This is a genomic window from Methylobacterium sp. J-070 (assembly GCF_022829385.1).
In the GTDB taxonomy this organism is placed as follows: domain Bacteria; phylum Pseudomonadota; class Alphaproteobacteria; order Rhizobiales; family Beijerinckiaceae; genus Methylobacterium.
Genome location: NZ_JAKSXX010000142.1, coordinates 35,527 through 48,648, shown reverse-complemented (window position 1 = coordinate 48,648; position 13,122 = coordinate 35,527). Strand labels below are relative to the sequence as shown.

Annotated in this window: 12 protein-coding genes and 1 tRNA gene; 8 read left to right on the top strand and 5 right to left on the bottom strand. The window is 69.9% G+C overall.

The window, feature by feature from the left end; genetic code table 11:
- Positions 1 to 49 precede the first annotated feature (49 nt).
- The gene (locus tag MKL01_RS13790) at positions 50 to 2,044 is read left to right on the top strand and encodes an adenylate/guanylate cyclase domain-containing protein (RefSeq protein ID WP_243905779.1); all 1,995 of its coding nucleotides are present in this window, start codon (positions 50 to 52) and stop codon (positions 2,042 to 2,044) included.
- 99 nt (positions 2,045 to 2,143) lie between these two features.
- Here the strand turns inward: MKL01_RS13790 and MKL01_RS13785 are convergent.
- Positions 2,144 to 2,228, bottom strand: a tRNA-Leu gene (locus MKL01_RS13785).
- A gap of 121 nt (positions 2,229 to 2,349) precedes the next feature.
- Entirely contained in the window at positions 2,350 to 2,655 is a 306-nt protein-coding gene (locus MKL01_RS13780) for a FliM/FliN family flagellar motor switch protein (RefSeq protein WP_243905778.1), read from the bottom strand.
- A gap of 103 nt (positions 2,656 to 2,758) precedes the next feature.
- Here MKL01_RS13780 and lipB point away from each other — a divergent pair, with 103 nt between their 5' ends.
- Complete coding sequence (lipB, locus tag MKL01_RS13775; RefSeq protein ID WP_243905777.1) at positions 2,759 to 3,499, top strand: lipoyl(octanoyl) transferase LipB; 741 nt, start codon at positions 2,759 to 2,761, stop codon at positions 3,497 to 3,499.
- Between the two features lie 137 nt (positions 3,500 to 3,636).
- Here the strand turns inward: lipB and MKL01_RS13770 are convergent, their stop codons facing one another.
- The gene (locus tag MKL01_RS13770) at positions 3,637 to 5,760 is read right to left on the bottom strand and encodes a carbohydrate porin (RefSeq protein ID WP_409566251.1); all 2,124 of its coding nucleotides are present in this window, start codon (positions 5,758 to 5,760) and stop codon (positions 3,637 to 3,639) included.
- 353 nt (positions 5,761 to 6,113) lie between these two features.
- Here MKL01_RS13770 and MKL01_RS13765 point away from each other — a divergent pair, with 353 nt between their 5' ends.
- Genes MKL01_RS13765 through MKL01_RS13750 form a run of 4 tightly spaced genes read left to right on the top strand, consistent with a single transcriptional unit; the run spans position 6,114 to position 9,324 of the window.
- Positions 6,114 to 6,677 (top strand): iron transporter, encoded by a 564-nt coding sequence (locus MKL01_RS13765; RefSeq protein WP_243905776.1) that lies wholly within the window; start codon positions 6,114 to 6,116, stop codon positions 6,675 to 6,677.
- A gap of 16 nt (positions 6,678 to 6,693) precedes the next feature.
- The gene (locus tag MKL01_RS13760) at positions 6,694 to 7,038 is read left to right on the top strand and encodes a cupredoxin domain-containing protein (RefSeq protein WP_243905775.1); all 345 of its coding nucleotides are present in this window, start codon (positions 6,694 to 6,696) and stop codon (positions 7,036 to 7,038) included.
- The gene (locus MKL01_RS13755) at positions 7,035 to 8,468 is read left to right on the top strand and encodes a 4Fe-4S binding protein (protein WP_243905774.1); all 1,434 of its coding nucleotides are present in this window, start codon (positions 7,035 to 7,037) and stop codon (positions 8,466 to 8,468) included. Before MKL01_RS13760 ends, MKL01_RS13755 begins: the two co-directional genes overlap by 4 nt.
- A gap of 31 nt (positions 8,469 to 8,499) precedes the next feature.
- Positions 8,500 to 9,324, top strand: a complete 825-nt coding sequence (locus MKL01_RS13750; protein WP_243905773.1) for an FTR1 family protein — start codon at positions 8,500 to 8,502, stop codon at positions 9,322 to 9,324.
- A gap of 108 nt (positions 9,325 to 9,432) precedes the next feature.
- Here the strand turns inward: MKL01_RS13750 and MKL01_RS13745 are convergent, their stop codons facing one another.
- Entirely contained in the window at positions 9,433 to 9,933 is a 501-nt protein-coding gene (locus MKL01_RS13745) for a hypothetical protein (RefSeq protein WP_243905772.1), read from the bottom strand.
- 257 nt (positions 9,934 to 10,190) lie between these two features.
- Positions 10,191 to 11,036, bottom strand: coding sequence for a 3-mercaptopyruvate sulfurtransferase (gene sseA / locus MKL01_RS13740; RefSeq protein ID WP_243905771.1), 846 nt, complete (start codon positions 11,034 to 11,036; stop codon positions 10,191 to 10,193).
- Positions 11,037 to 11,441: 405 nt separating this feature from the next.
- Between sseA and MKL01_RS13735 the strand changes: the two genes are divergently transcribed.
- Both MKL01_RS13735 and MKL01_RS13730 read left to right on the top strand, forming a co-directional pair.
- Complete coding sequence (locus tag MKL01_RS13735) at positions 11,442 to 11,675, top strand: GcrA family cell cycle regulator (protein ID WP_243905816.1); 234 nt, start codon at positions 11,442 to 11,444, stop codon at positions 11,673 to 11,675.
- Positions 11,676 to 12,104: 429 nt separating this feature from the next.
- Positions 12,105 to 13,112, top strand: a complete 1,008-nt coding sequence (locus MKL01_RS13730) for a dienelactone hydrolase family protein (protein WP_243905770.1) — start codon at positions 12,105 to 12,107, stop codon at positions 13,110 to 13,112.
- The last annotated feature ends 10 nt before the right edge of the window (positions 13,113 to 13,122 follow it).

Sequence of the window (13,122 nt, the reverse complement as noted above, 5' to 3'; positions counted from 1 at the left end):
CAATCGAGGGCCGCGTCCGAAGAGCCGCGCGCGTGAGGCCATACGGAAGATGACGAGGCGTCTGGCGGCGATCCTTGTGGCCGATATCGTCGGCTACAGCCGGATGATGGGCGCCGACGAGGGCGGCACGATCCGACGTCTGAAAGCGCTGCGCCGCGAGGTCACCGACCCGGCCATCCAGGCCGCCCAGGGCCGGATCGTGAAATCGATGGGCGACGGCCTGCTGGTGGAGTTCCCCAGCCCCCTGCGGGCCGTGGCCTGTGCGGTGCGCATCCAGCAGGCCCTGGCCGGCCGGGAGCCGGCCCTGCCCGAGGACCGGCGCTTCCGGCTGCGGTGCGGCATCACCGTCGGCGACGTGGTGGCGCAGCCCGACGGCGACCTTTTCGGGGACGGCGTCAACGTCGCCGCCCGGCTCGAGCCGCTGGCCGAGCCGGGCGGCTTGTGCGTGTCGCGCTCGGTCCACGATCAGGTGCGCGACCGGCTGCCCTGCCGGTTCGAGGACCGGGGAAAGCTCGATCTCAAGAACATCGCCCGCCCGGTCGGCGTGTTCGCCCTGTCGGCCGCGGCGGTGCAGGCGGTGGCCCTGCCCGACGACGCGGACGACGACGCCGAGGACGGTCCCGACGCGGCGCAGGGGGCGATCCGCTCCGTCCCGTCCCCGGCGCCCCCGCCTTCGGTCCGAACGGGCCGCAACCTGCGCGCCGCGGCGCTCCTGGTCGTCGCGGCGGCGGCCGGATCGGTCGGGGCCGCGATCTGGTGGATGGGGCGTTCGCCGGGGCCCAGGGCCGAGACGACGCTGGCGGTCCAGAACGGCCTGCCGCCGCGACCGCTGCCGTCCCTGTCGCTGGTGGTGCTGCCCTTCGCCAATTTGAGCGCCGATCCGGAGCAGGACTTCTTCGCCGACGGGCTGACGGAGGATCTGACCACCGACCTGTCGCATCTGGCCGGCAGCTTCGTGATCGCCCGCAACACGGCGTTCACCTACAAGGGCAAGGCCGTCGACGTGAAACAGGTCGGTCGCGACCTCGGCGTGCGCTACGTGCTCGAGGGCAGTGTCCGCCGGACGGACAACCACATCGTCCTCAACGCGCAGCTCATCGCCACCGATACCGGGGGGCATGTCTGGGCCGATCGTTTCGAGGGTGAGCGCAGCCGTCTCGGGACGTTGCAGACGGAGTTCGTCGCCCACTTGGCGCGCTCCCTCGACGTGCAGTTGACCGAAGCCGAGAGCCTGCGCTCGCTGCGGGAGCGCCGCGCCAATCCGGATGCGGCCGACCTCGCGCTGCGCGGATGGTCCTTCCTGAACCGTCCGCGTTCGCTCGCGAACACCACCGAGGCGGCGGCGCTGTTCAAGGCGTCGCTGGCGCTGGACGCGAGCAGTCCCCGGGCGCTGATCGGCCTCGCCCGCACCGATATTGTGCGGCTCGGGATGTCCTGGAGTGCCGACAAGTCACAGGACATCATGGAGGCCGACAGCCTCGTGACCCGGTATCAGGCCGCCTACCCGGACGATGCCCTGGGCTACGTCACCAAGGGCGATGTGCTGCGCGCGTCCAGGCAGTTCGAAGCGGCGCTGTCGATGTACGAGGCGGCCATCGCCAAGGATCGAAACTACGCGATGGCGTATGCCCTGCGTGGCCACATCGCGACCCTGACGGGTCATGCCGCGGCGGCCATACCGAGCGTGTTGGACGCGATACGCCTGAGCCCCAAGGACCCGTTGCTGAACGTCTGGTACTATTTCGTCTGCCATTCGTACACGCACCAGAAGCGGTGGGACGAGGCGATCCCCTGGTGCCACAAGTCGGTGGCCGCCGGCCCCTACTGGCTGTCCTACGTCGATCTGGCCGCGGGCTACGCTTGGCTCGGGAAAAAGTCCGAGGCCGCGGCGGCGGCCGCGGAGATCCTCAAGCTGATGCCGGGCTATACCGTGCAGCGATGGGCCAACGAACGCTGGTCGGACAATCCGACGTTTCTGGAAGAGTACCGGTCGATCGTGGAGGGGCTGCGGATGGCGGGCCTTCCGGAAGGCTCTACGGACTGACCGGCGACCGGCCCTGCGGCGCCGGACGTCGCGTCGGAGCCGGCTCGCCGGTATCGGCGCCTACTGCCCCGAACCTCGTCTCAGCGTTCGAGAAAAGGTTGGTGCGGCCAAGAGGACTCGAACCTCCACCCCTCGCGGGACTAGCACCTCAAGCTAGCGCGTCTACCAATTCCGCCATGGCCGCATCGGACGCGAAGATCCGCCCGTTCGCTCGACCGCCGCGACCCGCGGGAGATCCCTCAGGGCGTCGCCGTGTCGGCGGCGCAGCGGATAACAGATCGCCCCGCTGCCGACAAGCGCTTCGCTCACACCGGATCGTAGCCCGCGTCCAGGAGCGACGCCGCACCCTCGCCGATGCAGGCGCCCGGCTCGACGATCGACGCGGCCTTGCGGATCAGCTCCGTCACCTCGACGGAGATGCGGTCGCCCGTCACCACGATCTGCCCGCGGGCGATCGGATGGTCGTTGGCCAGGATCTCGACCATGTCGCTCTCGCTGGCCTCCAGTTCGATCACGGCACCACGGCCCATGCGCAGCAGCATGTGCAACGGCATCCGCGCGCGGCCGAGCACCACCGTCAGATCGACCTTGAGGGTCTCGAAGACCGCCACCGTCCGCCATCCCGTCTCGCAGCCGGTCCCGTTCGGGCGAACCCTTGCAACCGCCGGCCGCGGGTGTTGAAGGCTTCGACCATCGACGCAGGATGGTGAAGTCTTGGTAAACGCGCCCCGCCTCACGGTCAGCCCGCATGCCTTCCCGAAGCGGGCCGGCTCAGACCCGGTCGCGGGGCCGGTGGGCTGGCGCGTGAGCGACGGCCCCGTGGGCTACGATGCGGCGGTCGCCTGGATGGAGGCGCGTGCGGACGCCATCGCCCGCGGCGCGGCGCCCGAATGCGTCTGGCTGCTGGAGCACCCGCCGCTCTACACGGCCGGGACCTCGGCCCGGCCGGGAGATCTCGTGGCGCCGGGGCGCTTCCCGGTTCACGCCACGGGCCGGGGCGGGCAATACACCTATCACGGCCCCGGCCAGCGGGTCGCCTACGTGATGCTGGACCTCGACCGGCGCAGCCGCGACCTGCGCGCCTACGTGGCGAGCCTGGAGGCGTGGCTGATCGCGACGCTGGACGCCTTCAACGTCCGCGCCGAGCGCCGGGAGGACCGGGTCGGCGTCTGGGTGCGCCGCCCCGAGAAGGGGCCCGGGGTCGAGGACAAGATCGCGGCGATCGGCATCCGGGTGCGCCGCTGGGTGAGCTTCCACGGGATCAGCCTGAACGTCGAGCCGGACCTGTCGCATTTCGACGGGATCGTCCCGTGCGGCGTCCGGGAGCACGGGGTGACGAGCCTCGTCGATCTCGGACTGCCGGTGAGCTTGGCCGAGGTCGACATGCATCTGCGGGCGGCGTTCGAGGCTATTTTTGGGGCGACCGCGATGGAGGGGGCCGAAACGTCCGATTGACCGTTCACCGAAGGGGCGGCGTGCGTCGGTGCTGACGGCGCGCGCATCTCGGAAGTCCGGTTCATGCCTCCCCAGGCGGATGTCGCCGAGGCCGCCCGGCGTGAGGCGGCGGATCCACCCACGCCGGAACAGCCCGCTCAGAAATCCGCGTGCAGCCGCGAGGCGAAGAAGTGCGCCGGCCCGCGGTCGCGGTTGTAGCCGGGGTTGTCGATGAACTGGTAGTCGAAGGTCAGGGTCACGAACTTCGTGAGGTTGAGGGCGTAGTAGGTCTCCAGCGCCCGCTCGGTGCCGTAGTTCAGGCGCCCGTCGCCGATGAGCAGCCCGAAATAGCCCGCCGCGAAGGCGGCGCGGTGCGAGGGCGAGAGGCCGTTCATCGCCGCGCCGATCCCGACCGTGTCGTCCGGCCGGTCCCAGGCCCTGCCCTTGAGCGACAGGCCGCCGGAGAAGCTCTGGTCGATGTCCGTGAAGGAGATGTTCTCCGTCCGCCCGTCGTTCAGGCTGGCGCGGGCGAACAGGCCGAGTTCCGGCGTCAGCGCCTGCTCCAGGTTGATGTAGCCGCCGGTCTTGCGGCGGGGGCGGCGGGTCGCCCCGACGGCGTCGTTGATGTCGTCGAAGGCGCCGAGCTGCGTGAGGGTCACGACCTCCCGGTTGTCGGCCGAGACGCCGACATTCGAGAACAGGCCGAAGCGCAGCTTGCCGGGCTGGTCCAGCCCCGGCAGGACGTAGCGCTGCTCGAACTCGGCGTTGAGCCCGGCGCGCCGGAACACCCGCGGGTCGAGCACGTCGCTCGACGGCTCCTTGGGCACCTGCGTGTAGGCGGCGCGGATCGCGAATTCGGGGCGGTTGTACTCCGCGTAGACGCCCTGGGTGAAGCCGGGCAGGTTGGCCGGGAAGTCCCAGGCCGATGAACCCCAGAGCGACCAGTTGAAGAAGTCGACGCGCGGGTCATGCGCGTAGACGTTGCCGTCGAAGAAGTCGCCGAGCGCGAACTTGCCGGCGATCAGCGTGATCCGCTCGGCATCGTAGCGGGTGGCGACCTGGTTCGGCCCGTCGGGCACCTCCACGGTCTCGCCGCCGAGGCCGATCGTCTGCTTCACGTAGTAGCGGTTCGAGCGCAGCTTCGGGAACGGGGCGCCGGCCTTCTGGGCCTCGCCGTTGACGAAGCCGGCGACCCCGAGCGTTCGCGACAGGCCGAAGCCCTGGCTGAACTCGGGATTGTAGTAGATCTCGGTGCTGTCGGTGAGCTTCAGCCCGAGGAAGATCGTGGCCGTGGTGGTCTGACGGGCCTGGTGCGGGATCAGGCTCTGCGCGCCCGCGTAGGGCGAGCGGAAGCCCGGCACCCCCTGGGCGATCAGGGTCGTCTGACCGTGCAGGGAGAACCGGCCGGTATCGCCGTTGTCGGGGTCATGCGGGGCGGTCTCGTCCGGATCCGGCGGGACCCTCAGCCCGTCCGGGAACCACATCAGCCGGGCGAAGAGCTGGTTGGAGGTGAAGCTCGCCCGGGTCGAGACCGGTCCGCCCGCATCCCCCGGCACGACGCCGAGCGGGAAGCGGCGGCTGCCACCCAGGTCGACGTAGCGGTAGTCGATCCCGAGGGCGAGCGTATCGGTGATGGCGTATTGCACGCCCGCCCCCAGGGTGAAGCCCAGGTAGCCGAGGTCCCGCCGCGCCGTGTTCTGCCCGCCCGCGTCGAGATCCGGGTAGTTCGCCAGGACGCGCGCGTTCGCGCCCGCCAGCCCGAACGTGCCGTAGATCAGGTAGCGGTCGAAGCTGTAGCCGATCCGGGCCCGCAGGGTCCCGTAAAGGCTGGTCTTGGCGCGCACGATGTTGAAGGCCGGGTCCACCTCCGCGTAGCCGAAACCCGGAATGGTCGAGGGGACCGGCCGCTTCAGGTTCGCCGCGTCGAGGCTCGCCTCCGCCCCGTAGACCCACGGTCCGGTCTGCCAGTTCCAGCCGCCGAAGGCGCCGCCGACCGCCGTGGTGGCGTTCCGCCCCTGGTCGCTGCGGCCGGTGGCGTCGCCGCTCTTGAAGGCCGGGACGGGCCGGCCGCCGACCGTGGCCGGGCCGAAATTGTAGGCTCCGTAGGATCCGCCGGCGCTGCCTTCGAGGCCGATATAGCCGCCGGACCAGTCGGCGTAGGCCGCGACCTCCGCGGCCGGGCGCGGGGTCGCGGGATCGGCCGCCATCGCGGCGGGGACGGGGAGGTAGACGGTCAGGGCGAGAGCCGCCGCGCAGGCCAGGGGTCGGGATAGGGTTCGCATCGGACTCACGGCAGAATTATAGCACTTGCTAAGTCGGGCCCGCGCGTCGCGCAAGCCGTGATGCGCCCTCTCGCCACAGGCTCCGTCGCGGTTCCTCGCCGTCGGCGCGACATCCTCGATTGCCCGCATGGCAGTGGCGTGACGATCCGCAATCCGATGAAACAGTCAAGATCCGTCCGGTCGAGACGTATCGGATAACTTCGCGCTACCCTTCGAAAACTGTCACCTCATGTGAAATTGACGGAGGACTGCGTCCAGTTTGTCGCAGTTCGATTGTAGATTAGAATTGTTATTATTTGATAGAACTCGGCCGCCTATTTGAACTTCGCGCCGGACGGGTTATGTGCGGACGCATGCACGAGCCGAACATCGTTCCGATTCTCCGCGGCCTGGCCGTGGCCTGCCTCCTCGGGTGCGCGGGCGCTGCGGCCGCCAAGGAGGTGCCGATCGGCCCCCATGTGACCCGGAACGGCCTGGAGGTCGCGGCGGTCTACCTGCAGCCGATCGAGATGGACCCGCCCGGCATGATGCGGGAGGCCGCGCAGTCGGACATCCACCTCGAGACGGATATCCGCGCCGCCAAGGACAACCGCAACGGCTTCGCCGAGGGCGACTGGGTGCCGGCGCTCGATGTGCGCTTCGAAGCGGTGAAGCTCGACGGCGACAAGCCCACGGAGCAGAAGGTGTCCGGCATGCTGATGCCGATGGTCGCCAATGACGGGCCGCATTACGGCGACAACGTGAAGCTGTTCGGCCCCGGCCGCTACCGCCTCAAGGTGATCTTCGCGCCCCCCGGCAAGGACGGGCATTTCGGCCGGCACGTCGACAAGGAGACGGGCGTCGGCCCGTGGTTCGAGCCTTTCGACGTGACCCAGGACTTCACCTTCGCCGGCGTCGGCAAGAAGGGCGCCTACTGAAACTCGGGGATCTTGCGTGTCTCGCCAGTCGTGTTCCGTCCGCCTCGTCATCGCCCTGCTCGCCCTCGTGGGCGCTGCGACGTCCGCGCGCGCGGATGACATGCCGGTCATCAAGGTCGAGATGCGCGACGGCGTGATACTCCCGGCGGTGATCGAGGTGCCGGCCAACACGCGCTTCAAGCTGGAGATCGCGAACACCGGCCAGAGTCCGGTGGAGTTCGAGAGCGTGGAGCTCAAGCGCGAGAAGGCGCTTGCCGCGGGCTCGACCTCGGCGATCGTGTTCCGCACGCTCGATCCCGGCACCTACCAGGTGTTCGACGACTTCCATCCGGAGGCGAAGGCGGCCCTGGTGGCCAAATGAGCGCGTCGACGACAGCGCAGGGCCCGCTCGCCGTCGCCCGGGTCCAGCCGCGCCGGGCCGCGATCGACGCGCGGCTCGCCCGGTTCGGCGACGGGCTGCGCCGGTACGGCTGGATGATCCGCGCCGTGCAATGGCTGATCGTCGCCGTCTACGCGGTGCTGGTGATCGTGCCGGCACTGCTGCCGCTCCCCGGCAACGCCGCGCATATCTGGACCAATTTGACGCTGGCCGCTCAGTTCGCCTTCTGGGGGATCTGGTGGCCCTTCGTGCTGGTCAGCATGGTGCTGGTCGGCCGGGCGTGGTGCGGCGTCCTCTGCCCCGAGGGGGCGCTGAGCGAGTTCGCCAGCCGCTGGAGCCGCGGCTACGCGGTGCCGCGCTGGATCGCCTGGCCGGGCTGGCCGTTCCTGGCGTTCGCCGGCACCACGGTCTACGGCCAGATGACCAGCGTGTACGGCTATCCGAAGCCGGTCCTCGCCATCCTGGGCGGCTCGACGCTCGCGGCGATCGCGGTCGGCCTGCTCTACGGGCGCAACAAGCGGGTCTGGTGCCGCTACCTTTGCCCGGTCAACGGCGTCTTCGCGGTGCTCTCGAAGCTCGCCCCCGTGAGCTTCCAGGTCGACCATGCCGCCTGGGCGGCCTCGCCCAAGCCCGTCCGGGGGGGCGCGGCGTTCAACTGCGCGCCGCTGGTTCCGGTGCGGCGGATGCGCGGCGCGGGCGCCTGCCACATGTGCGGCCGCTGTAGCGGCCATCGCGGCGCGGTGAGCCTCGCCCTGCGCTCGCCCAACCACGAGATCGTGCACGTGGCCGGCGCCGAGCCGGACCTCGACCAGACCGTACTGATCCTGTTCGGCATGATGGCCCTGGCGGTGGGCGCCTTCCAATGGTCGTCGAGCCCCTGGTACGTCGACGCCAAGCAGGCGGCCGCGACCTGGCTCATCGAACGCGGGGTGACCTGGCCGCTGGAGCACTCGGCGCCCTGGTTCGTCCTGACGAACTATCCCGACCGCAACGACGTCATGACCCTCCTCGACGGCGGGTTGCTGCTGGCCTACATCGGCGCGGCCACGGTAATCCTCGGGCTCGCCCTGTCGGGGATCGTGGCGCTCGCCACGGTCGCCCTCGGGGGATGGTCGCTCCGGCGCTTCCACCACCTGACCCAGACGCTGATCCCGGTGGCGGGCTGCGGCGTGTTCCTGGGCCTTTCGGCGCTGACCGTCACGTTCCTGCGCGGCGACGGGATCGTGCTGCCCCACGTGGCGGAGATCCGCGCGGCCCTGCTCGCCGGGGCGAGCCTGTGGAGCGTCTGGCTCGCCTGGCGGGTCGCCGGCCTCAGCGCCGGCGGCCTCCGTCGGATCGCGGCCGCCGCCTGCATCGCCGGGGCGGCCACCCTGTCGGTGGCCAACTGGGTGCTGCTGTTCTGGATCTGGTAGCGCGGTCCGCGCGCAACGTTTGGAGATCGCCATGATCGGCGCCTTCGTCATCGCCTTCCGCGAAGTCATCGAGGCGGGACTCATCATCTCGATCGTGCTGGCGGCGACCCGCGGGATACCCGGGCGGATGCGCTGGGTCCTGCTCGGCGTCGCGGGGGGGCTGGCCGGCGCGGGCCTCGTCGCGCTGTTCGCCGAGAAGATCTCCGACGCCTTCGAGGGCAACGGGCAGGACCTGCTGAACGCGGCGGTCCTGATCGTCGCGGTGCTGCTCCTGATCTGGCACAACACCTGGATGAGCAAGCACGGCAAGGAACTCGCCGGCGAGTTGCGCGCGGCCGGCGAGGCCGTGCGCTCGGGCGAGCGGGAGGCCGCGGCCCTGTCGATCGTCATCGGCGCCGCGATCCTGCGCGAGGGCGCCGAATTGGTGCTGTTCCTCTACGGCCTCGTCGCCTCGGGCACCTCGGGGGCCGACATCCAGTTCGGCGCGGTCGCGGGCATCGGGGCCGGCGCGCTCCTCTCCGCGGGGACCTATCTCGGCCTCGCCGCGATCCCGAGCCGCTACGTGTTCTCGGTGACCAGCGTGCTGATCATCTTCCTGGCCGCGGGCCTCGCTGCGCAGGCCGCCCAGTTCCTGAGCAACGCGGGCGTGGTGGAGATTCTCGGCCAGACCCTCTGGAACAGCTCCGGGATGATCGCCGAGACCTCCTGGCCGGGCCGTGTCCTGCACGCCCTGGTCGGCTACACCGACCGGCCGACCGCCCTTCAGGGCCTCGTCTATGTCGCCACCATCGCGCTCATGGTCGGCCTGATGCAGTGGAGCGCCGCCGACAAGCGCCGGGCCATGCGCACGGCCTGAGGTCCGGTGACCCCGGCCGGCCCGCGGCCCGGGCTCCAGTCCGGAGCGGTCAGACCGGCTCCGCCGCACCGGTCATCGATGCGGCGGAGCCAGACGTCAGGGAAGCCCTCAGGCCCGCATGGCCCATTTCGCGGGGTCGGCCGGCTTCTCCTTGTAGATCGTGCCGGCGAAATCGACGTGCAGTTCCGTGGCCGCTCCATCGCCTCGGTGCGCCAAGACCTCGAAGTGCTTCGGCTTGCGACGCAGCCCCTCCGTGACCGTCCAGCCGGCGGAGGCCGCCGCCGCCAGGGCGCGTGCGGGATCGGCGGGCGCGTCCGCCCGCTCGTCCGCCCCCTTGTCCGCTCCCTTGGGACCGGGAGGGTGATGGGGCTTCTTGTGATGGATCTCCACCGGTTCCCGGCCCGCGGCCGAGATCCGCGTGACCTTGATCTCCGACGGGCGGCGTTCGCCCTCAAGGGTCACGTGCAACCCGGTCGCGAGGGCGAAGGCGTCCGCTCCCTTCGGGCCAAGATCGGCCAAGTGTGTGTCGCCGTCCGCCTCGATGGTGAACCGATGGGCGAACACGTGCCGGATGGTGCCCGAAAGGGCAGTGGTGTCGTGAAGCGGCATGATTTTCTCCGTGGAGCGCCCAACCGCAGGCGCATTCGATATATCGAAATCGAATGCGCGGGGTTCAAGGGCCTGCCGTGTCGACACGGGTGTCCGGTCGACGCGGGCGTGTCGACCGGACATCAGCGGCCCAACGGCCGGGGCTTTACGGCCCAGCCCATTCACAGACGCGCGAGGCGGGATCGGACGTGACGGCGAACCCCGCCTGAACACGCTGGCCGCCGGCCGGGTTCCGGCTCGGTCCTTCTACCCGTGTCTCAGGCGCCGGTCGCGACGGCGCGGGCCGGATCGGCGCCCCATTCGGACCAGGAGCCGTCGTAGAGGCCGCGGGCCGGGCGGCCCATGGTCTCGAGCGCCAGCGCGATGATCGCCGCGGTCACCCCCGACCCGCAGGTGGTCACGATCTGCCGGTCCGGATCGACGCCGCTCTCCGCGAAGGCGGCGGCCAGCTCCTCCGGGCTCTTCATCCGTCCGTCGCGCTGGAGCGCCGCGTAATGCAGGTTGCGGGCCCCCGGCATGTGCCCCGGCCGGACGCCGGCCCGGGGCTCCGGCTCCTCGCCGCGGAAGCGCGTCGCCGAGCGGGCATCGACCACCTGAGCGGAGCCGGTCTGCAGCGCGCGGGCGACGTCGTCCGCGTCCGCGACCGCGCCGTGATCGAGGCGGGCGGTGAAGTGCCGGCGCTCGTGCGGGCGCGGGTCCCCGTCCTCGGTGGCGTAACCCGCGGCGGTCCAGGCCGGCAGGCCGCCGTCGAGTACCAGCGCGTCACGAACGCCGAAGGCCTTGAGCATCCACCAGACCCGCGGGGCAGAGAACAGGCCCTGGCCGTCATAGACCACGATCTGCATGCCGTCGCCGACGCCGAGCGCCCGCATCCGGGCGGCGAACACCTCGGGGCGCGGCAGCATGTGCGGCAGGCCCGACTCCGTGTCGCTCATGGCGTCGAGGTCGAAGCGCCGCGCCCCCGGGATATGGGCGGCCCGGAATTCGGCCTCCGGGTCGCGGCCGGCGGCCGGCAGGTACCACGAGCCGTCGAGCACGACGATGTCGGGAGCGTCGAGGCGGTCATGCAGCCAGTCGGGTGACACGAGGGGCGCGTGGGCCATGATCGGCGGGTCCGGCTCTGTTCACGGAAAACGCGCACCAAATCACAGGACGGCCGGGGTTGCACGCGCGGGCCTCGGCCGATCCGCGGCGTTCGGTCGGTTTCGTAAGGTTTGGCGAAGGCCAGTCGCTGCGGCGCCGATAGAGCCGAGATACGCATCCTGCACCGTGGTCGGATGCGCTCAACGCAGGTTGGTCTTGTTTTAAAATGTCGTAACCCCAGTTACGACGACACGATGACGCCGTTCGCTTCGGTCCCCTGGGCCGGCATCGCGCTGGCCGCCGCCGATGTCGCTCCCTCGGGACGCGCGCCGGGGTCGCCGTGCGACGGAAAGGCGTCTCCCTCTCCCTGTCTGCCGGGGCGTACGTGCCTATCGAGCAGGATGATCATTGAGCCGATCGACACCATGAATCAACTCGTCCGCATGTCCCAGATCGGCGATTCCGAGAGCGTCAAGGAACCGTCGGCCGATCTGCGCGTGCCCTTCGCGCAGTCTGGCGCCTTCGTGTGCAAGTACATCATCGGCGAGCCGAACGACCGCGCCATCTGCTGCGGCGCGCCCGTGGCCGATGGGAAGAGCTGGTGCGCCTATCACCGCCGCATCGTGTTCGAGCCGACCCGCCCCGGCCGGATCCGCTGAAGCCGATCCGCGCGCACCCCTGAACCGGTCGCCGCCTCGGCGGAGCGCGCGTCAGGCGCCCCGTCACCGTTCTCATAATTACTGGCAGAGGCGGCATTGAAAACGCTTGCGTTTTTTTGTGCCGTTCTCATCGACGCCTCGTTTCTTTCCCAGAATCGCAGACATCTCGATCGGCGGTTCTCATAATTTTTGCCGGCTCACTCCGTGCGCTTGTCGGTCGGCTGTACCACGGACCTTCCAGCCCTCGGCACGCACTTGAATCGGTCGACGGCGATTCACGCAGGCGCTGGTCTTTTCCATTGCGCTAACGCGATCCCGAGCGCTGGCCAGCGATCAAGCGGTCGCTGCGACACAAGCTCCGTCTGCGTCCGCAGCGACAGGGATCCGAGCCTGCCGCTATGGTGTGTCGACTTGGGAGACACACAGCACATGCGGCGACCGTTCCTGTTCCTCGCGGCCGGCCTGATGGCCTGCAGACTGACCGGAGCGTCCGCAGAGCCGGCGGGTGATGGCGTGGCCGACCTCGGCAGCTATGCCGCGCGCGTCGAGATCCATCCGTTCGAGAGCCTGACGCTGACTGACCGGCAGTTCCTCACCGGCACGTCGGACGATGCCAAACCGGTGACCGTCACAGGCGTCCTGCGCATTGCGAAAGCGGGGACGGAGCGCCTGCCGACCGTTATCCTGATGCACGGCTCGGGGGGCTTGAGTGGCAACATCGAGTTCTGGCAGCGGGCGCTGGGCGCACGGGGGATCTCGACCTTCGCCCTCGACGGTTTTACCGGTCGGGGCCTGACGTCGGTCAACACCGATCAGAGCCTGCTGTCGCGCACGAACCTGATCCTCGACATCTACCGGGCGCTGGGCATGCTCGCGAAGCACCCGCGGGTCGACCCGGCACGCGTCGCCGTGATGGGCTTCTCGCGCGGCGGGCAGGCGGCGCTGTACGCGAGCCTCAAGCGTTTCGATACGGCCTGGAACCGCTCCGGGATCACGCCGGCCGTCTTCCTGCCGGTCTATCCCGACTGCTCGATCCGTTTCCAGGACGATACCGCGACGGTCGGTCGGCCGATCCGGATGTTCGGCGGCAGCGGCGACGACTACAATCCGGCCGCGACCTGTGCCGCCTACTTTGAGCGGTTGAAGGTGGCTGGGGCTGACGTCAGCCTGACCGTGTTCCCCGGCGCGCAGCACGTCTTCGACAATCCCGTGGGCCCGCCGCAGCCGACGGTGGCCAAGGGCGCGCAGACGGTGCGCGCCTGTTCGCTTCACGAGGCATCGGACGGGGTGATCGTCGAAGGGCCGAAGGACACACCGTTCACCTATGCCGATCCGTGCGTGCAGCGGGATCCGCACATCGGCTCCGACGAGGCGGCCCGCGCCGCAACGCTCAAGGGCGTCACGGACGCGCTTGAGGTCGTCTTTGGCGGTGGCTGAGCGACCCGAT

What these genes read in the sequence shown, in the direction of transcription:
- MKL01_RS13730 (WP_243905770.1), top strand. Translation starts at nt 12,105, where the DNA reads ATGCGGCGACCGTTCCTGTTCCTCGCGGCCGGCCTGATGGCCTGCAGA.
- MKL01_RS13755 (WP_243905774.1), top strand. Translation starts at nt 7,035, where the DNA reads ATGAGCGCGTCGACGACAGCGCAGGGCCCGCTCGCCGTCGCCCGGGTC.
- MKL01_RS13750 (WP_243905773.1), top strand. Translation starts at nt 8,500, where the DNA reads ATGATCGGCGCCTTCGTCATCGCCTTCCGCGAAGTCATCGAGGCGGGA.
- MKL01_RS13765 (WP_243905776.1), top strand. Translation starts at nt 6,114, where the DNA reads ATGCACGAGCCGAACATCGTTCCGATTCTCCGCGGCCTGGCCGTGGCC.
- MKL01_RS13745 (WP_243905772.1), bottom strand. Translation starts at nt 9,933, where the DNA reads ATGCCGCTTCACGACACCACTGCCCTTTCGGGCACCATCCGGCACGTG.
- MKL01_RS13735 (WP_243905816.1), top strand. Translation starts at nt 11,442, where the DNA reads ATGAATCAACTCGTCCGCATGTCCCAGATCGGCGATTCCGAGAGCGTC.
- MKL01_RS13770 (WP_409566251.1), bottom strand. Translation starts at nt 5,760, where the DNA reads ATGCGAACCCTATCCCGACCCCTGGCCTGCGCGGCGGCTCTCGCCCTG.
- MKL01_RS13790 (WP_243905779.1), top strand. Translation starts at nt 50, where the DNA reads ATGACGAGGCGTCTGGCGGCGATCCTTGTGGCCGATATCGTCGGCTAC.
- sseA (WP_243905771.1), bottom strand. Translation starts at nt 11,036, where the DNA reads ATGGCCCACGCGCCCCTCGTGTCACCCGACTGGCTGCATGACCGCCTC.